Here is a 24848-nt window from a genome sequence, read left to right on the forward strand (position 1 = left end):
AGCCGCGCGGCGGGCACCCGGACGGGGCGGCGGGACCACGTGGCACGTACCTGGACGGGCCGGGTGCCTCGCGCGGGGCGTACCCGATCGGTTCCGCCGGTCCCGGCGGGCAGCGCGCCGCGGGGCCGGACGAGCGGCGCGGGCATCCGGACGGCCCCGGCGCGGACGGCCGCCGGCCCCACCGTCCCGGTCCGCCGCCGGAGCGGCTCGACCAACGCTGGGTACACCCCGACGGCCCGCCCCGTCGGGTCGCCCAGCCGGGCTGGATGCCGGAGCCGAACGAGGCTCCGCACCGGGCCGATCGCCCGGCGGACGGCGGGCGCACCCCGGCCGACGGCCGTCCGGCGGCTTCCGGCGACCGGTGGGGCAAGGCGCCCGACGCTCGTCGTGACCACTCCCCCGCCGCGCGTGGCGGTCCCCTGCCCGACGGGCGTCGCGGCCCCTTCCCGGAGCCGTCACAGGTCGATCCCGCCCGTGGGGGGCGCGGTCCCGGCGTGGAGGGGCGGGACGAGGCCGTGCCGCCCTCGGAGCGCAGCGCTGCCGGCCGGGTCGAGCCGGGTCGGCGCGAACCGGGCTGGGCCGATCCGGCTCGTGACGGCCGGCGCGAACCAGGCTGGAGCGAGCCGGGCCACGGCGGCCCTGGTTGGGGCGGTTCGGGCCACGACGGCCGGCGCGAGTCCACGCGTGACGGCTGGCGCGAGCCCGGCCCACGTCTCCCGGCGGACCGGCGCGACCCGGCCGGTGGCCGGTGGGACGACCGTGCGCCGGGCCGCGAGGCCGCCGCGTACCCAGAGACCCAGCGCCGGGCACCCGGGAACGGGCGGCCCGCGCCGCAGAGCGAGCCCGACCGGTACGGCGCGCAGGGATACCGCCCGGCCGACCCGCAAGCGTCCGCCCCGGCGCGACCGGGCGCCGACCAGCGTCGGCCGCGCCCGCACCAGGGCGAGTGGCCCGTCATCGAGCCCCGCCCCCGGCCGGAGCCCGACGCGTACCGGCCGGACGAGCGGCACCGCCCACCCGCGGAGCGGCCCGTACCGCCCCGGCACCCGATGCCGCCCGCCGACGGTCCACGCCCCGACGCGCGGCGTCCCGGGCAGGACGGTCCCGTCCGTCCGGACCCACGCGACGCTCGGCCTGCCGGTACGGGCGCGCAGCCCGACGGCACCGGTCCGCGTACCCACGCCACCCGGCCGCCCACCGCCCCGACCCGCCCCGAGACCGGGCGGTCGCAGCCGGAGCAGGACCGTCACCGGCCGGGCGAGGTCGCCGCGCGTTCCGAGTCCCGGCCGCAGCAGTGGCCGGTACGGCCCGACGAGCGCCGTCCGGACACCCCGGACCAGGCGGCCGCGCGTTCCGACGACCGTGCCCGCCCTGCCCCGGCGGTACCGGATCCACTGTCGGCACCGCGTACGCCCGCGCGCCCCGGCGACGGCTCGCCGTCGACCGGCCCGGCCCCGCTGCGGCCCGTGCCACCAGCCGGTTCGGACGAGCAGCACCGGACGCCGGCGCCGGGCCGGACCGAGGAACGTCAGGGACTTCCTCCGGCCGGTCCCGCCCAGCCGACCCGGGCCACGCCGGCTCGTCCCGCGCCGCCCACCTATCCGGGCCCCGCCCAGGCCGGTCCGACCGCGCCACCACCGGTTGTCCCACAGACGCGCCCCGCCGAACCGGCGCCGCGCCCCGCCGAACCGGCGCCGCGCCCCGCCGAACCGGAAGCACAGGCGGCTCGGCCCACGGCAGGCACGAGCGCCCGTCCCGTTCCGCACACGGACGCCGACCGCCTCGAAGCCGACGCCGGAGCGACCCCCGGAGTGGGCACCCGACCCGAGCCGGCCACGGGCACCGGGACGGGGACGGGCACGGGCACCGGGACAGGCACTGGCGGTCCGGGATCCGGCGCGTACTCCGGCGCGACGCCCGACACGAGCGCCCGCGCGGTCCCGGACATGAGGGCCGATCGCCCGGTAGCCGACCCGCGTCCCCGAACCTCGCCCGGCACCCCGACTACGCCTGGCACGGACACCGACCGTCGGGCGGTCGACGCGCACGCCGAGACGACGCAGCCCCGGACGGTCACCCAGGCCACGCCGACCGCCGGCACCGGCCAGCCCGAGACCGATGTGCACGTCCCGGTCGAGGACGGCGACCGGCAGGCCGGTGCAGTCACCCGGCCCGAGTCCCGCTCAGACGGAGGCCGGCCCGATGCCGAAGCGGACGTGAAAGCCGCGTCCACTACGGACATCGTCTCTCCGGAAGCCGACGCCGACACCCGGCCCGCACAGGGCGCGGACCGGCTCGGAGCCGAGGCGTCCTCCGGCCGGAGTGACAAGCCGTCGGAGAACGGCCGACCGGCGGAGAAGACACCTCCGCCGTCTCCCGGCGCCGAGGCATGGTTCCGCCCGAACCAGCCCGCCGAAGCTCCGAAGCCGGAGATCTTGGACGATTTCGGCCCCTCTGGGGGCCCTTTCGTACCAAGATCTCTAGCCGGCCAGGAGTCGATCGTGCCGGCGGAGGCTTCGGCGGAGACGAACACAGCGGACGGTAGGAAGTCTCCGGAACTCGATGCCGTGGTGCCTCCAGCACCGGCGTCCACTGCCGACTCGACCGCACCCACACCCGCGCCTGAACCGGCGCCGGACCCCGCACCGGTCGTCACCGCGTCCGCCCTGGACGACGCCGATGCCCGCCGTGCCCGGTCCGGAGGAGCTACCGCGTCAACTGCCGGCGCACCGGCCGATGCCACAACGACCACCGGCCCACCGGCCGAACCCGTGCCCGCGCCGATCACCCCGCCGCCGGCCGAGCCGACGACGGCGGACACCAGCGTCCCCGCACCCGACGGCCCGCCTGCCGAGCCCGAGCCGCACGACGCGATTGCTACGGCACCCGAGCAGTCCAGCCCTCCGCCGGAGCGCAATCCGAACGATGTCGCCACCTCCGGCACCACCGAGGCCCGGCAGGACGGCGCGGCACCGGAGACCACTGCCGACGAGACGACGCGGGAGACCATCGCCGACCGCACAGCCCAGGAACCAGCGGCGGCCGACGGCACCGGCCACTCCCCGCCCACACCGTCCACCCCGGAGCCGGTCGCCACGGCCGCTGATGCGGACGCCACCGCCGCCGCGCTCCCGCAACAGGCGCAAGCACAGGCCGAAGACACCGAACCGACCCCGGCCGGCACCGAGCACGACGCCGAACACGCCGGCAGCGCCGAGCACACCAACGGCGACGACGAAGGCGACGCGCAGGATCCGCGTACCCCCGAAGTCGGAGCCCACGACGGCGCCGAACCGGCGGCGGACGCCGAACCTGCGGTGGACGCCGAACCGCCGCCTTCCGTCGACCCGGAGCAGGCCCTCGCGGCGGTCGGCTGGGAACTGGATCCGCTGACGCTGCGCGAGCGGGCCCCCGACCCGGCGCACCTGCGGGTGATCCGGGACGGGCTCACCGGCAAGCTGGACACCACACTCGACAACCGCAGCCGGGCCCGGCTGCTCAGCCTGCGCGCGGTGGCGTCGCGGATCCTCGGTGACCTGGACGACGCGCTCGGGGACGCGCGGCTGGCCGTCACGTACGCGGAGGCCACCGGCGAGTTCCGGCGGACCGCGCTGGCCCGCGCGCGTCTCGCCGAGGCGCTGCGGTGGCGGGGCGACCACGCGGAGGCGGACCGGCTCTTCGCCGAGGCCAACTCGCCGGAGCTGCCGGACCGGCTGCGCGCGCTGCTGCACGAGCACGCCGGGCGGTGCTGCTTCGACCAGGGCCGGCTGACCGAGGCGTGCCTGCACTTCGAGCGGGCGCTGGACCTGCGTCACGGCGAGGACGCGCAGCTCAACGCCCGGGTCGAGGTCGCGCTGGACGCGGTCGCGACGCGGGCCGCCGCCGACGGCTTCGGGCCCGCGCCGCGCCGGCCCGAGGAGGTGCTCGGCACGCCGCGTCCGCCGATGCCGACGTTCGACGAGGAGCAGGAGCTCTGGGGGTACGCGGACGCCGACGGCGAGATGGTCATCGCGCACCGGTACGCCGAGGCGCAGCCGTTCCACGAGGGACTGGCCTGGGTACGGCGGCCGGAGGCGTCCCGGTGGGCGCTGATCGACCCGTCCGGCGCGGCGCTGATCGAGGCGAACAACGGCTACCGGGCGGTGGTGCCCTTCTCGGACGGGCTGTCCTGGGTGTCGATGGACGGCAAGAGCCGGTGGATGGCCGTCGACCGGATGAACATCGTGAAGATCCCGCCCGGGTACGAGGAGGCCAGGCCGTTCCGCAACGGCCTGGCGGCGGTACGGCAGAACGGCGGCTGGGGCGCGGTGGACCTGACCGGCGAGGTGGTGGTGCCGACCCGCTACCACCGTCTCGGCACGCCGCTCGCGGACGGGCGTGAGGTCGACGGGTTCACCGCCGACGGACTGGCGGTGGTCGAGCTGGCCGGCCGCCGGGGCGTGGTGGACCGGACCGGCCGGGTGGTGGTGCCACCGGCGTACCCGACGGTGGTGGTGCACCCGGTGGCGTTCCTGGTCGCCGCCGAGTCGGGCCGGTGGGGCGCGCTGGACCGGCGCGGCGAGCCGCTCATCGACCCGGTGCACCCGGGGCGCACGGCTGTGGTCGTGGAGATCGACCGGCTGCTCGCCGACGCCAGCCCGGTGCTCTGACCCGGGCAGGTCTAGGGTCGGGAGCATGGAATTCCGTCACCTGGGCCGTTCCGGCCTGATGGTCAGCGAGATCTCGTACGGCAACTGGATCACCCACGGCTCGCAGGTCGAGGAGGACGCGGCGGTCGCGTGCGTCCGCGCCGCGATCGACAGCGGCATCACCACCTTCGACACCGCCGACGTGTACGCGGGCACCCGCGCCGAGTCGGTGCTCGGCCGCGCGCTCAAGGGCGAGCGTCGCGAAGGGCTGGAGATCTTCACCAAGGTCTACTGGCCGACCGGTCCCGGCCGCAACGACCGGGGGCTGTCCCGCAAGCACATCATGGAGTCGATCGACGGCTCGCTGCGTCGCCTCCAGACCGACCACGTGGACCTGTACCAGGCTCACCGCTACGACTACAGCACCCCGCTGGAGGAGACGATGGAGGCCTTCGCCGACGTCGTACGCTCCGGCAAGGCGCACTACATCGGCGTCTCCGAGTGGAAGGCGTCCCAGCTGCGTGAGGCGCACGCGCTGGCCCGTGAGCTGCGCATCCCGCTGATCTCGAACCAGCCGCAGTACTCGATGCTGTGGCGGGTCATCGAGACCGAGGTGGTCCCCACCAGCGAGGAGCTGGGCATCGGCCAGATCGTCTGGTCGCCGATGGCCCAGGGTGTGCTGTCCGGCAAGTACCTGCCGGGACAGCCGCCGCCCGCCGGTTCGCGCGCCACCGACGAGAAGTCCGGCGCCGGGTTCATCGCCCGGTTCATGACCGACGAGGTGCTCACCCGGGTGCAGCGGCTCAAGCCGCTGGCCGAGCAGGCCGGGCTGACCATGCCGCAGCTCGCCGTCGCCTGGGTGCTGCAGAACCCGAACGTCTCGTCGGCGATCATCGGCGCGTCCCGGCCGGAGCAGGTGCACGACAACGTGAAGGCGGCGGGCGTGAAGCTCGACGCCGACCTGCTCAAGGCGATCGACGAGATCGTCGAGCCGGTCACCGAGCGGGACCCGGCGAAGACCGAGAGCCCGGCTCAGCGCCCGTGACCTCGCGTCGTTCCCGGGGCCGGCTCGCACCGGCCCGGGAACGACCGGGCCGGCTACTCCCAGAAGCGGATCAGGGCGTAGCCGATCTGGTACAGCTCGCGCGGCAGGCCGAGCGCGTCGCCGACGGCGAAGACCGCGCCGAAGAACGCCCGGTTGATCTGCGGGCTCCACAGCAGCGCGAAGAGCAGAATGAAGCCGTACGGGGCGAACAGGTCGTACATCCGCCGGTAGGCGGGGCTGAGCCAGGGCTGGAGCATGTTGCCGCCGTCCAGACCGGGCACCGGCAGCAGGTTGAGCACGCTGGCGGTGAGCTGGAGGAACGCGAGCAGCCCGACGCCGGCCCAGAACTCCAGCGGCCCGCCCAGCTCCGGCCCCCACGCCACCGCCGCGACCAGCACCAGCGTGAACAGCACGTTGGTCGCCGGACCGGCCAGGCTGACCAGCGTGTGCCGCAGCCGGCCGGGGATCGCGTGCCGGTCCACCCAGACCGCGCCGCCGGGCAGGCCGATGCCGCCGAGCAGCACCACGACCACCGGCAGGACGATCGACAGCAGCGGGCTGGTGTACTTCAGTGGGTTCAGCGTGAGGTAGCCGCGGTGCGCGATGTCCCGGTCACCGGACCGGTACGCGACCACGGCGTGCGCGTACTCGTGCAGGCACAGCGAGACCAGCCAGCCGGACACGACGAAGAGGAACACGTCGAAGCCGACGTTGCCGTACCGGTTCCACGTCATCACCCCGGCGGCGACGAACAGCGCCACCAGGGCCAGGAAGATCGGGCTGGGCCGGAACGCCGCCCGGGGCACGCCGAGGATCAGCGGCTCGCCCGGGCGGTCGTAGCCCGTCATTCGGCCGGGGGTTGCAGGCTCATCCGGTAGTCCACCCGGTCGTCCTCGACCAGCACGACCGTGGTGACGCCGGATGCCGCGAGCTCCCGCCAGGTCTGGCCGATCCACGACTCGGCGTCCGCCTGGCTCGTGAACGACTCGGCCGGCCCGTCGGCCGCGTCGCCGTTCGTGCCCTCGTACCGCCAGCTCCACGCCATGCCGCGTCTCCCCTCGCCGCCGTCGTCCCGTGGGACGCCAAACCTCCGCAAGCCTAGTCGGCCCCGCCGACGACGGCCCGTCACCACATGGATCATGCCGACCTGCCCCGCCCACCGCACCGTCGATCTTGCGGTTGGTGCCCCGGCAGAGCGGTCATTCCCGGCATCCCGCGGGCCGCAAGTGCAAGATCGGCGGCGGGGAGAGGGTGGGGCGCGGGCGGGGAGAGGGTGGGGCGCGGGCGGGGCGGGGGTGGGGAGGGGCGAGCTGCCCGGAACGCGGGCGGGCGAACTAAGGTACGGGCATGTCCGTTGACGGGTGGCACACCCTCCTGGTGCTCGGCGGTATCCGCTCCGGCAAGTCCGAGTTCGCCGAGTCACTGGTCGCCGACGCGCCCACGGTCCGGTACGTGGCCACCGCCCCGGCCGGCGATCCGGAGGACACCGAGTGGGCGACCCGCCTCGCGGCGCACCGCGCCCGGCGGCCGGGGAGCTGGAGCACCGAGGAGACCGCTGCGGACCCGGGCCGGCTGGTCGAGGTGATCGCCGCCGCCGGGCCGAACGAGACGCTGCTCGTGGACGATCTGGGCGGCTGGGTGACAGTGCTGCTCGACCCGGCCCACCAGCCCGCTGACGACACCGCGACGATCGCCGAGCTGGCCGGGGCGGTGCGGTCCAGCACGGCCCGGCTGGTGCTGGTCAGCCCCGAGGTGGGCCTGTCGCTGGTGCCCACCACGCCGCTGGGCCGGGCGTTCACCGACGCGCTGGGCGCCACGAACCGCGCGGTCGCCGACGCCTGCGACGCGGTCGCGCTCGTCGTCGCCGGTCAGACCGCCTGGCTGAAGCCGGCCACCCCGGCCCCCGCGCACGCCGTGCCGCCCGCCGCCACGTCGCCCGAGGCCGAGCCGGGCCGCGCCACGACGCCCAGGACAGATCGCGGCCACGCCCCGGCGCCCTGGGCCGGGGCCCCCGAGGCCACGCCGGCCCAGACCGCAGCGCCCGAGACCGCGCCCTCCCGGACCACGTCCGGCCGGGCCGACTTCGGCGCCGGGGACGTGACGCTGCCCGAGGTGCTCACCCCCGCCGCCGCCCCGGTGCCCGCCCCGGCCGCACACGACTCGTCGAGTACGGGCGACTGGGCCGCACCCACGATGGCGTTGCCGATGATCGCCACCGGCCTGGTGATCCAGCCGGGCATGGAACTGCCGATGCCCGACGACTACACCGGACCGCAGGCGGTCGACCGGCTCGCCACCCTCGACATCCCCGGTGCCGGTCTCGGCGTGCTGGAGCAGGTGGTCGGCTTCGCCGCCGCCACCCAGGGCACCTCCACGCCGCGTCCGTGGGACTCGGTGCGCGTACTGCTGATCCAGGGCGACCACGAGGGCGGCGCGTCGGCCGGCGCGACGCCCGGTGAGTCGGCCCGCCGTGCCCGGCAGGCCCGGGCCGGCCGGGGCGCGCTGGCCCGGCTCGCCGCCGAGAACCGGGCCGGCCTGCAGATCGTCGAGGCGCCCGTCTCGGCGCCGATGGAGGACGGCCCCGCCCTGCCCGCCGACGAGGTCGAGGCGGCGCTGCGCTACGGCTGGCGGCTCGCCGAGCAGGCCGCCGACGCCGGGGTGCAGCTACTGGTGCTCGCCGCGTGCGGCGCGGGCGCCGAGGCCGCCGCCGCGGCGGTGCTCGCGGCCACCGCCGGCGCGGAGCCGCCGACGGTGCTCGGCCGGGTGATCACCGAGCAGGGCGAGATCGACGACACCGCCTGGATGGTCCGCTGCGCGGCGGTGCGGGACGCGCTGCACCGCACCCGGCGCTCCGCCCGGGAGGCCAAGGACGTGCTGGCCGAGCTGGGCGGCGGCGACATCGCGCTGGCCACCGGCGTGCTGCTGGGCGCCACCGCCCGCAAGGTGCCGGTACTGCTGGACGGGCCAGTCGGCACCGCCGCCGCGATGGTCAGCCGCGACCTGGCCGGGCAGGCGCGGCACTGGTGCCTGCTGCCCGACCACGGCGGCCGTCCGGGCGTGCGGCTCGCCGCCGACGTGCTCGGCCTGACGCCGCTGGTGGACCTGCGGCTCGACCTGGGCGAGGGGGCGACCGCGCTGGCCGCGCTGCCGCTGCTGCGCTCCGCGCTGACGCTCGCCGCCACGCTGCCGGTGCACCCGTCGCTGGGCGGCCCCGGCGACAGCGACACCGACGACGTCGTCGGCGACCGCACCAGCCCCGGTATCGGCGAGCCCACCGGCGACGACGACTGGACCGGCGGCGGGGCCGAACCGGACTTCACCGAGCCGGAGCCGGCCGGGCCGGGACCGACCACGATCGGGTCCGACGAGCCGGTCTTCCCCGGCCGACGTGCCGACTGAGGCGCGGCTCGCCGACGGCATCCGGCTGGCGTTCACCACGTTCACCACCCTCCCGGTACGCGCCGGGCGGGTCGACCGGGCCGCCGCCGGTACCGCGATGGCGCTCGCGCCGCTGGTCGGGGCGCTGCTCGGCGCCGTACTCGGCGGGGTGCTGCTGCTCACCGGGGCGCTCGCGCCACCGCTCGTCGCCGCGGTGGTCACCGTGGGGCTGGGCGCGCTGCTCACCCGGGGCCTGCACCTGGACGGGCTGGCCGACACCGTGGACGCGCTCGGCTCGTACCGGCGTGGTCCGGCCGCGCTGGAGATCATGAAGCAGCCGGACGTCGGCCCGTTCGGGGTGGTCGCGCTGGTGGTCGTACTCCTGCTGCAGAGCGCGGTGCTCGCGGAGCTGGCCGGCCGGGACGCCCTCGCCGCGTTCGCCGCCGTGGTCGCGGCCACCGCGGCCGGGCGGCTCGCCGTGGGCCTGGCCTGCCGGCGCGGCGTGCCGGCGGCCCGGCCGGAGGGCCTGGGCGCGCTCGTCGCCGGCACCGTCGGGTGGGCCGCGCCGGCGCTCGGCGCGGTCGCCGTCGCGCTGGCGGCGGTGCCCGCGGTGCCGGACCGTCCGTGGCAGGGGCCGCTCGCCGTCCTCGCCGCGCTCGCCGTCGCGGCCGGGCTGCTGCGGCACCTGGTACGCCGCTTCGGCGGCATCACCGGCGACGTGCTCGGGGCGCTCGTGGAGATCGTCACCACGCTGTCCTACCTGGGACTGGTGCTGACCGGCTGAGCGCCACCGGTCCGGGCGGGTAGCGTTCGGGGCGAGTGCACCGGCGCGGTCGAGGGGGACGGCATGCTCATCACGGACGACTTCCTGCCGGTACCGGTGCCCGAGTCGCTCGACGCGACGTACCTGGTACCGATCACGGGGCTGCCGAAGGTGAGCCCGAAGACAGCAGTGGAAGGGCTGGCCGGCCGGCTCGCCGAACCGGTGCACGGGCTGGCCCGGCAGATGCTCGACAGCCCGCTGATGACGGTGGACACCCGCACCGTCGACGAGTTCCCCGAGCTGCCGCCGGACCTGCTCACCGCGTTCGGCGCCACCGAGGAGCAGCTGGCCCGGCTGGCCGCCGCCACCCACCTCGTGGTGGTGCAGGCCGAGTACCGGCCGGGCTGGCCGCCGGCGCACGAGTGGGCCGCCCGCGCGGTGGCCGCCGCGGTCGCCGAGACCGTCGGCGGGGACGTGGTGGACGTCTTCGGGCTCCAATTCCTCGACCCGGCGGCGGCGCTGCGCTCGCTGCCCGACGAGCAGGGCCGGATCCGGCTCGTCGACTGGGTGCTGGTGCCCTACTCCTCGGACTCCGACGGGCTCTGGTTCACCACGAAGGGGCTGCGCCGGTTCGGGCTGCTGGAGTTGCAGGCCCAGGGCGTGCCGGACCACCTGACCCGGGCGTGGGGCGCGGTGATGACCGGCGCGGCCCGGCGGCTGCTGCGGGACTGGACCGACGGGCTCACCGGTGAGGAGGTGCCGGCGTTCGTGCAGCTTCCGGTGCTGGCCACGGTGACCGGGCACGACATCGCCGTGGCGTACGGCAATCCGGAGCAGCACGGCGCGACCGCACCGGTGCTGCTGCGGCTGGAGCTGGACCCGGCCACCGACCCGGACGCCGACTCGTTCCTGAGCCTGAACCCGCCGCCCGGGCATCCGGGTCCGCCCGGCCGCTACTTCGCCGCCGCCTGCGCGACGCTGTTCAACGGCATCCAGCCGGACGTGCGCTACACCCGCACCGGCGACGCGATGAGCCGCGCGGTGGAGACGGCCCGGGAGGCGCTCGGCGACATCCGGGCCCGGTTCCTGGCCGGGCGGCTGCCCGAGGAGAGCCAGCTCGTGGTCAAGTACGGCCTGCCCGGCGACGACGGCCCCGAGTACGTCTGGGCCGGGGTGACCTCGTGGGACACCCCGGAACGGATCGTCGGCGCCAGCGCCAGCGACGCCAACACCGACCCGAGCGTGCGGATCGGCTCGCCGGTGGTGGTGGAGGCGACGGACGTCGTCGACTGGGCCGTGCTGGACGGCACCGGCGTGCTGGAGGGCGGCTGGACGCAGGCAGTCCTCGACGCCGGGGAGCGCGGCGAGGACTGACCCGCGCGGCTCAGCGCACCGAGGGGGGGTCCGCCTCGGGGCTCAGCGCACCGAGGGCTTGACGAACGGCGGCCGGGTCAGGCGCATCCGGGCGCGGCGGCCACGGATGTCCACCTCCAGCTCGTCGCCGTCGGCAAGCTTCGGGTCGGTGTCGACCAGCGCCAGCGCGACGCCGTGCTTGAGCGTCGGGCTGAACGTGCCGCTGGTGACGGTGCCGACCTGGCGGTCGCCCGCGTACACGGCCATGCCGGGGCGCGGGATGGCCCGGTCGACGGCGGTGAGGCCGCGCAGCGTACGGGCCGGGCCGGCGGCCTTCTCGGCGCGCAGCGCGTCGCGGCCCCAGAACGCCGGCTTGTCCCAGCCCACCGCCCAGCCGGAGCGGCCCTGCACCGGGGTGATCTCCGGGGACAGGTCCTGCCCGTGCAGCGGGTAGCCCATCTCGGTGCGCAGCGTGTCCCGGGCGGCCAGGCCGCAGGCGCGTACGTCGCCTGCCGCGGCGAAGAGCGCGTCCCAGACGGCGACCGCGTGCTCGGCCGGTACGACCAGCTCGTAGCCCAGCTCGCCGGTGTAGCCGGTGCGGCACACGGTCAGCTCCACCCCGTCGAGCGTGGCGGTGGAGAAGCTCATGTAGTCGTGGCCGGTGGGCAGGCCGAGCGCGCCCAGCAGGTCCGCCGAGCGCGGTCCCTGGACGGCGAGCACCGCGTACGCCTCGTGCTCGTCGGTGACGGTGACGCCGGCGGGCGCGGCGGCGCGCAGCCGGCGGGCCACCTCGGCGGTGTTCGCGGCGTTGGGGATCAGGAAGACGTGGTCGTCGGCGTGCAGGTAGGCGATGATGTCGTCCACCACGCCGCCGGTGGCGTCGTCGCAGCAGAGCGTGTACTGCGCCTGGCCGGGGGCGATCCGGCCGAGGTCGTTGGTGAGGCAGGCGTTGACGAAGTCCGCCGCGCCCGGCCCGGTGACCCGGATCTTGCCCAGGTGCGAGACGTCGAACACGCCGACGCCCTCGCGGACGGCCGTGTGCTCCTTGAGCACGCCGCCACCGGCGTACTCCAGCGGCATCTGCCAGCCCCCGAAGGGGGCGAACTTCGCGCCGAGCGCGGTGTGCCGCTCGTGCAGCGGGGAGCGGCGCAGCCGGGTCTCGGCGGCGTCGGAGGTCACCTCGGTCATGGGTGGCAACTTACCGGCCCGGACCGCTGTGGTTAGCATCGGCGGGATCCCGTCGGCACGCATCGGCGGGACAGCCACGCCTCCCGGCGGGTAGGTTGCCGCCGGAGAGACCTTCATCGCCGGTACGCGACTACGCGGCCGGCCCGGCCCGCCCGGAGTAGCTTTCGTGACATCGCCCCGCACCACCCTCAGCCTGGTCGACACCGACCCCGCCGAACTCGCCGTCGACGCGATCGTGATCGGCGTGCACAGCCAGACCACCGAGCCGGGCAGCGGCGCACCCGCCCACGCCCTGCTGCTGGCCACCGGCGGGGAGAGCATCGCCGCCGCGTTCGACGGAAAGCTGACCGAGACGCTGGCCCTGCTCGGCGCGACAGGTGGCCCGGGCGAGGTGATCAAGCTGGCCACGCTGGGCACCGTGACCGCGCCGCTGGTCGTCGCCGTCGGCCTCGGCCCCGAGCCCTCGGGCGCCGCTCCGGCGCCGGAGTCGCTGCGCCGGGCCGCCGGTGCCGCGGTGCGGGCGCTGGCGGGAGCCCCGCGCGTCGCGCTGGCCCTGCCGCTGCCCGACGACGCCGACGCCCCGGCCGCGCTGCGCGCGGTCGCCGAGGGCGCGCTGCTGGGCGGCTACCGGTTCGCCGGCTACAAGACCAAGCCGCAGCCGGCCCGGCGTGAGCCGGTGGCCGAGGTGCTGGTGGCGGTGCCGGACGCGGCGGACGCGACCGCCCAGGCCGAGATCGCGCGGGCGCAGGCCGTGGCCGGCGCGGTGCGGACCAGCCGGGACTGGGTCAACACCGCGCCGAACGAGCTGCGTCCCCCGGCGTTCGCCGACGTCGTCTCCGCCGCCGCCCGCGAGGCGGGGCTGGAGGTCGAGGTGCTGGACGAGGCGGCGCTGAAGGCCGGCGGCTACGGCGGCATCCTCGCCGTCGGACAGGGCTCCGAGGCCCCGCCGCGGCTGGTGAAGCTCACCTGGACGCCCGCCGGCGGCGGCAACGGCAAGCGGGTCGCGCTTGTCGGCAAGGGCATCACGTTCGACACCGGCGGCATCTCGATCAAGCCGGCGCAGGGCATGTGGGAGATGAAGTCGGACATGGCCGGCGCGGCGGCGGTCGGCGCGGCCATGCTGGCGGTCGCGGCGCTCAAGCCGTCGGTCACCGTCACCGGCTACCTGCCGATGGCGGAGAACATGCCGTCGGGCACCAGCTACCGGCCGGGCGACGTGATCAGCATGTTCAACGGCAAGAAGGTGGAGGTGCTCAACACCGACGCCGAGGGCCGGATGGTGCTGGCCGACGCGATGGCGCGGGCCTGCGCGGACGGCGCGGACTACCTGTTCGAGACCTCCACGCTGACCGGCGGCCAGGTGATCGCGCTGGGCAAGCGGATCGCCGGTGTGATGGGCACCCCGGAGCTGTGCGAGCGGGTACGGGTGGCAGGTGACGCGACCGGCGAGCCGGCCTGGCCGATGCCGCTGCCGGACGACGTGCGCAAGGGCATGGAGTCGGACGTCGCGGACATCTCGCAGGTCAACGCCGGGATGGACCGGGCCGGGCACATGCTGCAGGGCGGCGTGTTCCTGCGCGAGTTCGTCACCGACGACGTGGCGTGGGCGCACATCGACATCGCCGGTCCGGGTTACCACTCGGGCGAGGCGACCGGCTACTGGACCAAGGGTGGCACCGGCGTGCCGGTGCGTACGCTCGTGCACCTGGTCGAGGACGTCGCCACCAACGGCTGAGCGACGTGTACGACAAGGGGCTCCCGGCGTCGCCGGGGGCCCCTTTCGCGTGGTCTCAGTACAGCTCGGGGCGGCGCTTGCGGCGCTCGTTGTAGTCGCGCATGCGCTGCGGATAGCCCATCAGCCGCACGTCGTAGATCGGAATGGCGATCCGGTGCGCCCAGCGGCGGGCCTCGTCCGGCCCGCCGACACGCCGCCGGGTCCACTCGCCGTCGTCGGCGATCAGCATGATCGTGGTCTCGGTGACAGTCGTACGAGGCTCGATGTACGCCTCGACGCCCTTGCGGGTCCGGACGAAGTTCTCCAGATGGTCCAGATCGGCGCGGTCGGCGGCGCGGTCGCGGCTCGCCGGGGCCGCCCGCTTGCGTCGTCGGAACAGCCCCACCGAATCCACTCCTCCCCCAAGCCGTCATCGAAGACGGTGCCAAGGGTACGTGTCACCGACGTGTCGTTGGGCACCTCGGTACGCGCTCGGTCCGTGGTGGTGACAAGATGACCGAGGTGGGGTGTGCCTGTTACTCCGCCGTAACCCCCGATGCAGTGACGCGACCTGGGAGTTGGATGTGAGCGAGCCGAACGACACGACCTTCGACATCGTCATCCTCGGAGGTGGTAGCGGCGGCTACGCGGCGGCGCTGCGTGCCGCCCAGCTGGACCTCTCCGTCGCCCTCATCGAGAAGAGCAAGCTGGGCGGGACCTGCCTGCACAACGGGTGCATCCCGACCAAGGCGCTGCTGCACGCCGCCGAGATCGCCGACCAGACCCGCGAGTCCGAGCAGTTCGGCGTGAAGGCCGAACTGGTCGGCATCGACATGAAGGCGGTCAACTCGTACAAGGACGGCGTGATCTCCCGCCTGTACAAGGGTCTCCAGGGCCTGGTGGGCAGCAGCAAGAAGATCACCTTCGTGGCCGGCGCGGGCAAGCTGGTCGGCAAGAACGTCGTCGAGGTGGACGGCAAGCGCTACACCGGCCGCAACGTCGTGCTGGCCTCCGGCTCGTACGCGAAGAGCCTGCCCGGCCTGGACGTCGACGGTGAGCGGATCATCACCAGCGACCACGCCCTGACCCTGGACCGCGTCCCGTCGTCGGCGATCGTCCTCGGCGGCGGCGTGATCGGCGTCGAGTTCGCCAGCGTCTGGAAGTCCTTCGGCGTGGACGTGACCATCGTCGAGGCGCTGCCCCGCCTGGTCGCCGCCGAGGACGAGGAGTCGTCGAAGGCGCTGGAGCGGGCATTCCGCAAGCGGAAGATCAACTTCAAGGTCGGCAAGCCGTTCGAGAAGGTCGAGAAGACCGACAAGGGCGTGAAGCTGACCATTCAGGGCGGCGACACGGTCGAGGCCGAGCTGCTGCTGGTCGCCGTGGGCCGCGGCCCGAACACCGCCGGCCTCGGCTACGAGGAGCAGGGCGTCAAGATGGACCGCGGCTACGTGCTGACCGACGAGCGGCTGCGCACCAGCGTGCCGAACGTCTACGCGGTCGGCGACATCGTGCCCGGCCTGCAGCTCGCGCACCGCGGCTTCCAGCAGGGCATCTTCGTCGCCGAGGAGATCGCCGGGAAGAACCCGGCCGTGATCGACGAGGCCGGCATCCCGCGCGTCACCTACTGCGACCCGGAGCTGGCGTCGGTCGGCCTGACCGAGGCGAAGGCCAAGGAGCAGTACGGCGCCGACAAGATCAAGACCTACAACTACAACCTGGGCGGCAACGGCAAGAGCCAGATCCTCAAGACCGCCGGCCACGTGAAGCTGGTCCGGGTGGACGACGGCCCGGTGGTCGGCGTGCACATGGTCGGCGCCCGGGTCGGTGAGCTGATCGGCGAGGCGCAGCTCATCTACAACTGGGAGGCGTACCCGGCCGAGGTGGCGCAGCTCGTGCACGCCCACCCGACGCAGAACGAGGCTCTGGGCGAGGCGCACCTGGCCCTGGCCGGCAAGCCGCTGCACGCGCACGCCTGACACGACAACCGCGGCGTCCGGCGACGGGCGATGATCCCACCAGGGGAATGAAGGAGTCTGGAGAACATGCCGGTATCGGTCACCATGCCCCGGCTCGGCGAGAGCGTCACCGAGGGCACCGTCACGCGCTGGCTCAAGCAGGAGGGTGACACCGTCGAGGTCGACGAGCCCCTGCTCGAGGTGTCGACCGACAAGGTCGACACCGAGATCCCGTCCCCCGCGGCGGGCGTGCTGAGCCGGATCGTGGTCGGCGAGGACGAGACCGCCGAGGTCGGCAGCGAGCTGGCGGTCATCGCCGGCGAGGGCGAGGACGCGGGCGCGGCTCCCACGGAGAAGGCCGAGCCGGCCACCGAGCCGACGGCCGCCGCCGAGGGCACCGGCCCCGAGCCGGAGCAGGAGGCCGAGCAGGCCGCCGCCGAGCCGGGCGCCGAGGCCGAGCAGCCGGCCGTCGAGGAGCCGGCCCAGCCCGCCGCGTCGTCGGGCGAGGGCACGCCGGTGACCATGCCGGCCCTGGGCGAGAGCGTCACCGAGGGTACGGTCACCCGCTGGCTCAAGCAGGTCGGCGAGACCGTCGAGGTGGACGAGCCGCTGCTGGAGGTCTCCACCGACAAGGTCGACACCGAGATCCCGTCGCCGGTCGCCGGCACGCTGCAGGAGATCAAGGTCGCCGAGGACGAGACCGCCGACGTCGGCGCCGTGCTGGCGATCGTCGGGGTGGCCGGTGCCGCCCCCGCGAAGGCGGAGCCGAAGCCCGAGCCCAAGCCGGAGCCCAAGGCCGAGGCGAAGCCCGAGCCGAAGCCGGAGCCGAAGGTCGAGGAGCCGACGCCGGGCGCGTCCTACAACGAGCCGGCCGCTGAGGCGGAGAAGGCAGCGCAGCCGGCCAAGGCCGAGGCGGCAGCCCAGCCGTCCGCGCCGGCCGCCGCGCAGCGTCCGAGCGTTCCGGCCGAGTTCGGCGAGGACTCCGCCGGGTACGTGACGCCGCTGGTGCGCAAGCTCGCCGCCGAGCACGGCGTGGACCTGGGCTCGCTCAAGGGCACGGGCGTGGGTGGTCGCATCCGCAAGCAGGACGTGCTGGAGGCGGCCGAGAAGGCGAAGGCCGCCAAGCCGGAGCCGGCCGCCGCCGCGCCGGCCGCCAAGACCGAGGCCCCGGCAAAGCCGGCCGCCAAGCCGGAGCCGAGCGCCAAGCGGGGCACCACGGAGAAGCTGCCGCGCATCCGGGCCACCATCGCCAAGCGGATGCAGCAGTCGCTGCACGAGACGGCGCAGCTGACCACCGTCGTCGAGGTCGACGTCACCAAGGTCGCCAAGCTGCGGGCGCGGGCCAAGGACTCGTTCCAGGCCAAGCACGGCGTGAAGCTGTCCTTCCTGCCGTTCTTCGCGCTGGCCGCGATCGAGGCGCTCCAGACGTACCCGATCGTCCAGGCCAGCATGGACCTGGACGGCGGCACGATCACCTACCCGGCCGCCGAGCACCTGGGCATCGCGGTGGACACCGAGCGCGGCCTGCTCGTGCCGGTCATCCACAACGCCGGCGACCTCAACATGGGCGGCATCGCCAAGCGGATCGCCGATCTGGCCGAGCGCACCCGGGCCAACAAGATCACTCCGGACGAGATGGCCGGGGCGACCTTCACGATCACCAACACCGGCAGCCGGGGCGCGCTGTTCGACACCCCGATCGTGCCGTCGCCGCAGTCGGCGATGCTCGGCACGGGTGCCGTGGTGAAGCGCCCGGTCGTGGTCAACGACCCGGAGCTGGGTGAGGTCGTCGCGATCCGGTCGATGGTCTACCTGGCCATGTCGTACGACCACCGGCTGATCGACGGCGCCGACGCGGCCCGCTTCCTCACCGCTGTGAAGCAGCGGCTGGAGGGCGGCAACTTCGAGGCCGAGCTGGGTCTGTAGATCCCGTACGGCGAGGGGGCGCGCGGCGACATGCCGCGCGCCCCCTTCGTCGTGTGCGGCCTCAGCCCTTCAGGTGCTCCTCGGATACGGTCCAGAGCTGCTCGGCGGCCTCCGGGTCCCGGGCGTACGGGGCCCAGCCGGTCCGCGTGCCCGGCTGGTTCGGCCCGGCCTCCTGGCAGTCCTCGAAGTACCGGCCGCCGACGCCGTCGAGCAGCGGTGAGGCGGCGACCAGCACCGAGGTCGCCGCGCCCTGCTCGGGGGTCTTGAACGAGGCCGCGCCGCCACCGCTCTGCGCGCGCATCCGGACCAGTTCCTCCTCGGTGATGTAGCGCTGCAGGTTGGTCCGGATCGCGCCGGGCATCAGCGCGTTGGTCCAGATGCCGTCGTCGGCCCAGCGACGGGTCGCCTCCACCGCGAACAGCACGTTCGCGGTCTTGGACTGCCCGTACGCCAGCCACGGGTCGTACGGCCGCTGCCGGAAGTGGATGTCGGAGAACACCACAGGTGAGCGCAGGTGCGCGGCCGAGCTGACCGAGACGATCCGCGCCCCGTCGGCCGCGGCGAGCGCCGGGCGCAGCCCGGTGGCGAGCGCGAAGTGGCCGAGGTGGTTCGTCGCGAACTGCATCTCCCAGCCCTGCTCGGTACGCATCTCGGGCGACGCCATGATCCCGGCGTTGTTGACGAGCATGTGCAGCGGCCCGTCCCAGTTCCGGACGAACGCGGCGACCGACGCGAGATCGTCCAGGTCGAGCGGGGCGACCAGGATCCGGTCGTTGCCGGTGGCGCCGGTGATCTCGGCGGCGGCACGCTGCCCGGCCTCGGTGTTGCGGACGGCGAGTGTGACGTCCGCCCCGGCGGCGGCGAGCGCCCGGGCGGTCTCCACGCCGATCCCGGACGCGCCGCCGGTGACGACGGCCCGCCGGCCGGTCAGGTCCAGGTCGCGGACCACCTCCAGGGCTGTGGTCTCGGCGGAGAACGGGGTGGTGACTGGTGTCGGGGTTGTCATGGTCCATCCTTGTCGACGGCGACGCGGACCGATGTCCGCCCGCTACGATGAGAAGCGGAGGATCCTCCGTTACTCCGCCAGCATAACCGGAGGACACTCCGGTTACCATCGTGCCGGGCCGGCGACCCGGTCGAGGGAGGAGAGCCCGTGCCCGACCGACCGCTGCGCGCGGACGCGCTGCGCAACCGGCAGCGGCTGCTGGACGCCGCGGTCCAGGCGTTTTCCCAGGACGGCCCCGAGGTAACGCTGGACCGGGTCGCCAAGGAGGCCGGCGTCGGCATCGGCACGCTCTACCGCCACTTCCCGAGCCGGGAGGCGCTGATCGAGGCGGCGTACCGCAACGAGCTGGAGAAGCTCTGCGACGCCGCCCCGGCGCTGCTCGCGACCGAACCCGCCGACGCGGCGCTGCGCGCCTGGATGGACCGGTTCGTCGACTACCTCGCCACCAAGCGGGGCATGGCCGACGCGCTGCGGCTGGTGATCGCCTCCGGCGCCAACCCGTACGCGCAGAGCCGTGACCGGCTGCTGGCCGCACTCGGCGAACTGCTCGCGGCCGGCGCGGCGGCCGGTGTCCTGCGCGCCGACGTGGCCGCCGCCGACGTGCTCGCCAGCCTCAGCGGGGTCTCCCTGGTGGCGGGCGAACCGGACCAGCGCGCCCAGGCCGGCCGCCTGCTCGACCTGCTGATGGACGGCCTGCGCCACCGGCCGGGCTGACCGAATCGGCCACCCGGCCCGACCTGCGCTGACAGACTCGGCCGGTGGGCTCGAACCGGTGGCGGGGACGCCTGGGGCCGGCGGTGCCGGTGGCCCCGGGCGCCCGGGTCGACCGGTTCGAGATCTTCTTCGACCTGGTCTTCGTCTTCTCGTTCTTCATCATCACCCGGGCCACCGCCCTCCAGGTGACCGGCGGGGCGCTGCTGCACGCGCTGCTGGTCCTCGCCGTGCTGTGGTGGTCGTGGGTGGTGCACAGCGTGGTCGCCACCCGGGTACGCCTCGGCGAGGGCTTCGTCCCGGTGCTCATGACCGTCGGCATGGCCGCGCTGTTCACGTTCGCGCTCTCGCTGCCGAACGCGTTCCGCGACCCGCGCGGCAACGCGGCCGGGCCGATGGTCGCGGCGCTCAGCTACACCGTCCTACGGCTGGTGCACCTGCTGCTCTACCGGCACGCCGTCCGGGACAGCCCGAACGAGCGCCGGCAACTCCTCCGGTTCGCTCCGGAACTGCTCGGCAGCACCGCGCTGCTGCTGGTCGCCGCGCTGCTGCCGCCGAGGATCGACGACCTGTTCTCCGCGGCGGTGCTCCGCGACGTGCTGTGGGGCGGGGTCGTCCTGCTCCAGTACGGCAGCGGCATGATCGCCGGCACCTGGGGCTGGGGCGTCGCGTCCGCCGAACACTGGACCGAGCGGTACGACCTCATCCTGATCATCGCGCTGGGCGAGTCCGTGATCTCGGTCGGCGTCGGCAGCAACCTGCTCGGCCAGCCGCCCACCTGGCCGGCCGTGGCCGCGGCGGTACTCGGCATCTTCTTCACCGCCGCGCTCTGGTGGGCGCACTACGACATGGTCGGGCCGGCCGCCCGGATCGCCCTGCACGTCGCGCAGGACGGCCCCCGGGTGGCGATGGCCCGGGACGCGTACGCGTACCTGTTCCTGCCGATGATCGCGGGCATCATCCTGTTCGCGCTCGGCGCCGAGACGATCGTGCACGGCATCGCCGACCCGAACGTGCCGCCGAGCGAGCCGGCACACGGCCCCGGCGTACCGCTGCTCTACGGCGGCGTCATCTGCTACCTCTGCGGCAACATGCTGTTCCAGCTGCGTACCTTGCGCACGCTGAGCTGGACCCGGATCGGCGCGGCGCTGCTGCTGGGCGTGCTCATCCCGGTCGCGGAGCGCGTGCCGGGGCTGGCCGCGCTGGGCATGCTGACCGCCGTCACCGTGGGTATGGTGGCCGTCGAGGTGATCGTCTTCGCCGAGGGCCGGCAGGCGCTGCGCAAGCTGGTCTTCGAGGAACGCACCAGCCACGAGGCGCACGAGGCGGCCTGGCGGGCCCGCTGGCTCGAGAAGCCCGAGGACCGCGACGAAGGCGAGTGAACCGGCTGCCCCTCGCCCCCGTGGTACCTGTCGGCCCCGCAGTGGGGCCGCAGACGAGGGATACGGGGGCCACATGACCATCGACACCGTCCACGCCGGCGCGGCCGGCACCTGGCAGCTCGGCGACCTGACCGTAAACCGGATGGGCCTGGGCGCGATGCGGCTGACCGCGAACGCCGACGGCAGCCCGAGCGACAGGGACCGGGCCGTCGCCGTACTGCGCCGCGCCGTCGAGCTGGGCGTCAACCACATCGACACGGCCGCGTTCTACTTCTCGCCGCTGCGCTCGGCCAACGAGCTGATCAACCGGGCGCTGTGGCCGTACCCGGAGGATCTGGTCGTCGTGACCAAGGTCGGGCCGGGCAAGGACCCGTCCGGGCAGTGGCTGCCGGCGGCCCGCCCGGACCAGCTGCGCGGGCAGGTGGAGGAGAACCTGCGTCAGCTCGGCCGCGACCACCTGGACGTGGTGAACCTGCGGGTGCACGGCCCGGAGCCGCTGTCCGAGCACTTCGGCGCGCTCGCCGAGCTGCGCGACGCCGGGTTGATCCGGCACCTCGGCGTCTCCGCCGTACGCCCGCACCAGGTCGCCGAGGCGCGCGCCATCGCCCCGGTGGTGTGCGTGCAGAACTCGTACGGCCTGGGCTACCGCCGTCAGCACGACGAGCTGATCCGCGACTGCGCGGCGCACGGCACCGCTTTCGTACCGTTCTTCTCCCTCGTCACCAGCGGCCGGGAGGCCGGCGCCACCGGCGAGGAGCACCCGGAGGTGCTCGCGGTGGCCCGGGAGCACGGCGTGACGGCTACTCAGGTCCGGCTGGCCTGGACGCTGGCCCGGGGCCCGAACGTGCTGGCCATCCCGGGCACCGGCGACCCGGCGCACCTGGAGCAGAACGTCGCCGCCGCCGCGCTGCGCCTGTCCCCCGCCGACCTGGCCCGCCTCGACGCGGTGTGACGTTCGGCCGTCGGCAGAATCGGCGCGTGCGGGGTGGCCTGCGGCCCGGCGCGCGCCGATGCTGAGGCGATGGCGACTTTCTCCGTACAGGCCCAGCCCACCGACGCGGCGAGCTGGACCGAGCTGGCCCGTACCGTCGAGGCGGCCGGTTTCGACGCGCTGTTCGCGGCCGACCACCCCGGCTCCTGCGCGTCGCCGTTCGTCGCGCTGGCCGCCGCGGCGGCGGTGACCAGCACGCTGGGCCTCGGTTCGTACGTCTCCAACGCCGGCGTCCGCGAGCCGATCCTGCTCGCCGCCGACGTCGCCACACTGGACGTGGTCTCCGGCGGGCGGGCCCGGTTCGGCGTCGGCGCCGGCCACACGCCGGCCGAGTGGCGGGCCGTCGGGCGCGAGCGCCCGGACGTCGCCGGCCGGGTCCGCCGCTGCGTCGCGGTGACCGAGACGGTACGGGCACTGCTGGCCGGCGACGAGGTCACTGTGGACACCGAGGACCTGGCGACGTACGCGGCACGGCTCGACCGGCCCCGCCCGGTGCAGGACCGGATCCCGCTGACCGTCGGCGCCTCCAACTCGACGCTGCTGCGCTGGGCCGGAAGGCACGCCGACGTGGTCGGCCTGGCCGGCCTGGGCCGGACGCTGCCCGACGGCCACCAGCACACCGTCCGCTGGCGGGCCGACCAGATCGAGGCGCAGCTCGCGCACGTGGCGGCCGGGGCGGCCGGCCGGGACACACCGCCGGTCCTGGAGGCGCTGGTCCAGCACGTCGCCGTCACCGACGACGCCGAGGCGGCCGCCGCCGAGACGGCCGCCGAGACCGGACTCACCCCGGCGGAGGTGCTGGCCACCCCGTTCGTACTGGCCGGCACGCCCGACGAGATCGTCTCGGCGGTCGCCGGGCACCGGCGCCGCTGGGGCGTCACCCGCTTCGTGGTACGCGCCGGAGCCGTCGACGCGCTCGCCCCGCTCCTGCCCCGGCTGGCGGAAAAAGAGCTGGACTTCGAGCACACTCGAAAGTGAACACTTGGCGCATGACGACGACACGACGGCTGGGCCGCAGCGGCATCGAGGTCAGCGCGATCGGCATGGGTTGCTGGGCGATCGGCGGCCCGCTCTGGGACGGCACCCAACCGCTCGGCTGGGGCGAGGTGGACGACGACGAGTCGGTGCGTACCGTCCACCGGGCTCTCGACCTGGGCGCGACGCTGTTCGACACCTCCAGCAACTACGGCGCCGGGCACAGCGAGCGGGTACTCGGGCGCGCGCTGGCGGGCCGCCGGGACCGGGCGGTCATCGCGACCAAGTTCGGCTACCCCACCGACGAGGAGACCCGCCAGGCGCTCGGCGAGGACGCCGGTCCCGAGTACGCGCGGCGCAGCCTGGAGGGTTCGCTGCGCCGGCTCGGCACCGACCACGTCGACCTCTACCAGCTCCACCTGGGCGGTCTGCCGGTGCCACGGGCGCTGGACCTCGTCGGCACGCTGGAGGACCTGGTCGCGGAGGGGAAGATCCGGGCGTACGGCTGGAGCACCGACGACCCCGCCTCGGCACGCGCCTTCGCCGAGGCCGGACCGCACTGCGCGGCGATCCAGCACGACCAGTCGGTGCTGCGGGACAACGCCGCCATGCTCGCGGTGTGCGCGGAGTTCGACCTGGCGAGCCTCAATCGAGGGCCGCTGGCGATGGGCCTGCTCACCGCGAAGTACCAGGACGCGCCGACCGCCCGGGGCGGCGACGACGTACGCGGTGTGGCACCGGAGTGGCTGGACTGGTTCGCCGGCGGCGTACCGCGCGCCGAGTGGGCGCAGCGGGTGGCCCGGGTCCGTGAGGCGCTGACCGCCGACGGCCGCACGCTGGCCCAGGGTGCGCTGGGCTGGCTTCTCGCCCGCAGCCCGCACACGCTGCCCATCCCCGGCTGCCGCACCGTCGCGCAGGCCGAGGAGAACCTGGGAGCGCTGGCGTACGGGCCGCTGCCGCAGGACGCGTTCGCCGAGGTGGAACGCCTGCTCGCCGAGCTGCGTACCGCCCCGGCCGACGCCTGACCCGCTCGACCGCACCGGCAGCCACACCGCAAGGTGTGTAGCACTTCGTAGCACACAGGCGGTAGGCTGCCGGTGTGGCCGAGCACGCTCATCGCGAGATCACCCAACGTGAGCTGCGCAACGACTCCGGCGCCATCATGCGCGGAGTCGAGCGCGGAGAGTCCTTCACCATCACCCGCAACGGCACGCCGATCGGACGCTTGATCCCGATCCGGCGGCGCACGTTCGTCCCGCGAGCCGAGGTTCTCGCGGCCTTCGCCAGCGCGCCCCGGTTGGACGAGGCACGCTTCCGGGCCGACCTCGACGGCGGGATCGACCAGGAGCTGGCCAGCCGTGACTGGTGACCTCCCCGTCCGCGGTCTGATCGACACCAACATCGTCATCCATCTGGGCGGACTCGACGGGGCGGAACTGCCCGACGAGATGGTCATCAGCGCGGTCACGCTTGCCGAACTCTCGGCCGGTCCACATCACACCGACGATCCGCGCGAGCGCGCCCGCCGGATGAGCGTCCTGCAGCACGTCGAGGCCACCTTCGAGCCGCTTCCGTTCGACGCCGAGGCGGCGCGGGCCTTCGGTCTGGTCTCGGCGGCGGTGCTCGCCGCCGGGCGGGGAACGCGGCGCCGGGTAGCGGATCTGATGATCGCCTCCGTCGCACACGCAAACGCGCTTCCCCTCTACACCACGAACCCCGCCGACTTCCTCGGGCTCGACGGTCTGATCACCGTGCATCCGGTCAGCAGGCCGACCGGCTGAGGCCGGCCGTCGGCGCGTGACGGGTGGGGCGTGACGAGTGAGTGATTTCGCT

At 74.6% G+C, this 24848-nt stretch carries 20 protein-coding genes; 15 read left to right on the forward strand and 5 right to left on the reverse strand.

Translation table 11 applies throughout. From position 1 onward, the window contains the following. The first annotated feature begins 2771 nt into the window (after window positions 1-2771). Window positions 2772-4649 (forward strand): WG repeat-containing protein, encoded by a 1878-nt coding sequence (locus tag O7611_RS20150; RefSeq protein ID WP_269697382.1) that lies wholly within the window; start codon window positions 2772-2774, stop codon window positions 4647-4649. A gap of 25 nt (window positions 4650-4674) precedes the next feature. Next, window positions 4675-5673, forward strand: coding sequence for an aldo/keto reductase family protein (locus O7611_RS20155; RefSeq protein WP_269697383.1), 999 nt, complete (start codon window positions 4675-4677; stop codon window positions 5671-5673). 53 nt (window positions 5674-5726) lie between these two features. On the opposite strand, the gene O7611_RS20160 is transcribed toward O7611_RS20155, so the two are convergent. Beyond that, a complete protein-coding gene (locus O7611_RS20160; RefSeq protein ID WP_135241362.1) occupies window positions 5727-6521 on the reverse strand; it encodes a site-2 protease family protein in 795 nt (264 codons plus the stop codon). Beyond that, a complete protein-coding gene (locus O7611_RS20165; protein WP_194801142.1) occupies window positions 6518-6718 on the reverse strand; it encodes a hypothetical protein in 201 nt (66 codons plus the stop codon). The genes O7611_RS20160 and O7611_RS20165 overlap by 4 nt, the downstream gene beginning before the upstream one ends. 302 nt (window positions 6719-7020) lie before the next feature. Here O7611_RS20165 and O7611_RS20170 point away from each other — a divergent pair, with 302 nt between their 5' ends. The 3 genes from O7611_RS20170 (at window position 7021) to O7611_RS20180 (ending at window position 11188) form a co-directional block, all read left to right on the forward strand. Further along, window positions 7021-9072, forward strand: a complete 2052-nt coding sequence (locus O7611_RS20170) for a bifunctional adenosylcobinamide kinase/adenosylcobinamide-phosphate guanylyltransferase (RefSeq protein WP_269697384.1) — start codon at window positions 7021-7023, stop codon at window positions 9070-9072. Next, window positions 9062-9835: an adenosylcobinamide-GDP ribazoletransferase gene (cobS, locus tag O7611_RS20175; protein ID WP_269697385.1), complete on the forward strand. Its 774-nt coding sequence runs from the start codon at window positions 9062-9064 to the stop codon at window positions 9833-9835. The genes O7611_RS20170 and cobS overlap by 11 nt, the downstream gene beginning before the upstream one ends. A gap of 63 nt (window positions 9836-9898) precedes the next feature. Then, window positions 9899-11188 (forward strand): DUF2314 domain-containing protein, encoded by a 1290-nt coding sequence (locus tag O7611_RS20180; protein WP_194801139.1) that lies wholly within the window; start codon window positions 9899-9901, stop codon window positions 11186-11188. 42 nt (window positions 11189-11230) lie between these two features. On the opposite strand, the gene gcvT is transcribed toward O7611_RS20180, so the two are convergent. Then, entirely contained in the window at window positions 11231-12355 is a 1125-nt protein-coding gene (gcvT, locus tag O7611_RS20185; RefSeq protein ID WP_269697386.1) for a glycine cleavage system aminomethyltransferase GcvT, read from the reverse strand. A gap of 166 nt (window positions 12356-12521) precedes the next feature. Between gcvT and O7611_RS20190 the strand changes: the two genes are divergently transcribed. Further along, window positions 12522-14090, forward strand: a complete 1569-nt coding sequence (locus tag O7611_RS20190) for a leucyl aminopeptidase (RefSeq protein ID WP_194801137.1) — start codon at window positions 12522-12524, stop codon at window positions 14088-14090. 55 nt (window positions 14091-14145) lie between these two features. On the opposite strand, the gene O7611_RS20195 is transcribed toward O7611_RS20190, so the two are convergent. Then, complete coding sequence (locus O7611_RS20195; protein ID WP_064448299.1) at window positions 14146-14475, reverse strand: hypothetical protein; 330 nt, start codon at window positions 14473-14475, stop codon at window positions 14146-14148. A 178-nt stretch (window positions 14476-14653) separates the two neighbouring features. Between O7611_RS20195 and lpdA the strand changes: the two genes are divergently transcribed. Both lpdA and sucB read left to right on the forward strand, forming a co-directional pair. Beyond that, window positions 14654-16045 (forward strand): dihydrolipoyl dehydrogenase, encoded by a 1392-nt coding sequence (gene lpdA / locus O7611_RS20200; protein ID WP_269697387.1) that lies wholly within the window; start codon window positions 14654-14656, stop codon window positions 16043-16045. Between the two features lie 66 nt (window positions 16046-16111). Beyond that, the gene (sucB, locus tag O7611_RS20205) at window positions 16112-17950 is read left to right on the forward strand and encodes a 2-oxoglutarate dehydrogenase, E2 component, dihydrolipoamide succinyltransferase (protein WP_194801135.1); all 1839 of its coding nucleotides are present in this window, start codon (window positions 16112-16114) and stop codon (window positions 17948-17950) included. A 61-nt stretch (window positions 17951-18011) separates the two neighbouring features. Here sucB and O7611_RS20210 read toward each other — a convergent pair whose 3' ends face one another. Then, on the reverse strand, window positions 18012-18956 hold the full coding sequence (locus O7611_RS20210) for an SDR family NAD(P)-dependent oxidoreductase (RefSeq protein WP_194801134.1): 945 nt from the start codon (window positions 18954-18956) through the stop codon (window positions 18012-18014). A gap of 147 nt (window positions 18957-19103) precedes the next feature. On the opposite strand from O7611_RS20210, the gene O7611_RS20215 reads away from it, so the two are divergent. From O7611_RS20215 to O7611_RS20245, 7 genes are all read left to right on the forward strand, one after another. Continuing rightward, complete coding sequence (locus tag O7611_RS20215) at window positions 19104-19670, forward strand: TetR/AcrR family transcriptional regulator (RefSeq protein WP_194801133.1); 567 nt, start codon at window positions 19104-19106, stop codon at window positions 19668-19670. Window positions 19671-19714: 44 nt separating this feature from the next. Continuing rightward, window positions 19715-21049 carry a low temperature requirement protein A gene (locus tag O7611_RS20220; protein WP_269697388.1) on the forward strand — a complete coding sequence of 445 codons (1335 nt, stop codon included), beginning with the start codon at window positions 19715-19717 and terminating at the stop codon, window positions 21047-21049. Between the two features lie 73 nt (window positions 21050-21122). Continuing rightward, window positions 21123-22001, forward strand: a complete 879-nt coding sequence (locus O7611_RS20225) for an oxidoreductase (RefSeq protein WP_194801131.1) — start codon at window positions 21123-21125, stop codon at window positions 21999-22001. 69 nt (window positions 22002-22070) lie between these two features. Next, complete coding sequence (locus O7611_RS20230; RefSeq protein ID WP_194801130.1) at window positions 22071-23018, forward strand: LLM class flavin-dependent oxidoreductase; 948 nt, start codon at window positions 22071-22073, stop codon at window positions 23016-23018. Window positions 23019-23029: 11 nt separating this feature from the next. Beyond that, the gene (locus O7611_RS20235; RefSeq protein WP_269697389.1) at window positions 23030-24040 is read left to right on the forward strand and encodes an aldo/keto reductase; all 1011 of its coding nucleotides are present in this window, start codon (window positions 23030-23032) and stop codon (window positions 24038-24040) included. A gap of 74 nt (window positions 24041-24114) precedes the next feature. Continuing rightward, window positions 24115-24384: a type II toxin-antitoxin system Phd/YefM family antitoxin gene (locus O7611_RS20240; protein ID WP_194801128.1), complete on the forward strand. Its 270-nt coding sequence runs from the start codon at window positions 24115-24117 to the stop codon at window positions 24382-24384. Then, entirely contained in the window at window positions 24374-24796 is a 423-nt protein-coding gene (locus O7611_RS20245) for a type II toxin-antitoxin system VapC family toxin (RefSeq protein ID WP_135241378.1), read from the forward strand. The genes O7611_RS20240 and O7611_RS20245 overlap by 11 nt, the downstream gene beginning before the upstream one ends. The last annotated feature ends 52 nt before the right edge of the window (window positions 24797-24848 follow it).

This window comes from Micromonospora sp. WMMC273 (genome assembly GCF_027460285.1).
Lineage (GTDB): Bacteria > Actinomycetota > Actinomycetes > Mycobacteriales > Micromonosporaceae > Micromonospora > Micromonospora aurantiaca.

Coding starts and splice junctions, on each gene's coding strand:
- O7611_RS20170 (WP_269697384.1), top strand. CDS start 7,021: ATGTCCGTTGACGGGTGGCACACCCTCCTGGTGCTCGGCGGTATCCGC.
- O7611_RS20210 (WP_194801134.1), bottom strand. CDS start 18,956: ATGACAACCCCGACACCAGTCACCACCCCGTTCTCCGCCGAGACCACA.
- O7611_RS20155 (WP_269697383.1), top strand. CDS start 4,675: ATGGAATTCCGTCACCTGGGCCGTTCCGGCCTGATGGTCAGCGAGATC.
- O7611_RS20225 (WP_194801131.1), top strand. CDS start 21,123: ATGACCATCGACACCGTCCACGCCGGCGCGGCCGGCACCTGGCAGCTC.
- O7611_RS20160 (WP_135241362.1), bottom strand. CDS start 6,521: ATGACGGGCTACGACCGCCCGGGCGAGCCGCTGATCCTCGGCGTGCCC.
- O7611_RS20235 (WP_269697389.1), top strand. CDS start 23,030: ATGACGACGACACGACGGCTGGGCCGCAGCGGCATCGAGGTCAGCGCG.
- sucB (WP_194801135.1), top strand. CDS start 16,112: ATGCCGGTATCGGTCACCATGCCCCGGCTCGGCGAGAGCGTCACCGAG.
- O7611_RS20180 (WP_194801139.1), top strand. CDS start 9,899: ATGCTCATCACGGACGACTTCCTGCCGGTACCGGTGCCCGAGTCGCTC.
- O7611_RS20230 (WP_194801130.1), top strand. CDS start 22,071: ATGGCGACTTTCTCCGTACAGGCCCAGCCCACCGACGCGGCGAGCTGG.
- gcvT (WP_269697386.1), bottom strand. CDS start 12,355: ATGACCGAGGTGACCTCCGACGCCGCCGAGACCCGGCTGCGCCGCTCC.
- O7611_RS20165 (WP_194801142.1), bottom strand. CDS start 6,718: ATGGCGTGGAGCTGGCGGTACGAGGGCACGAACGGCGACGCGGCCGAC.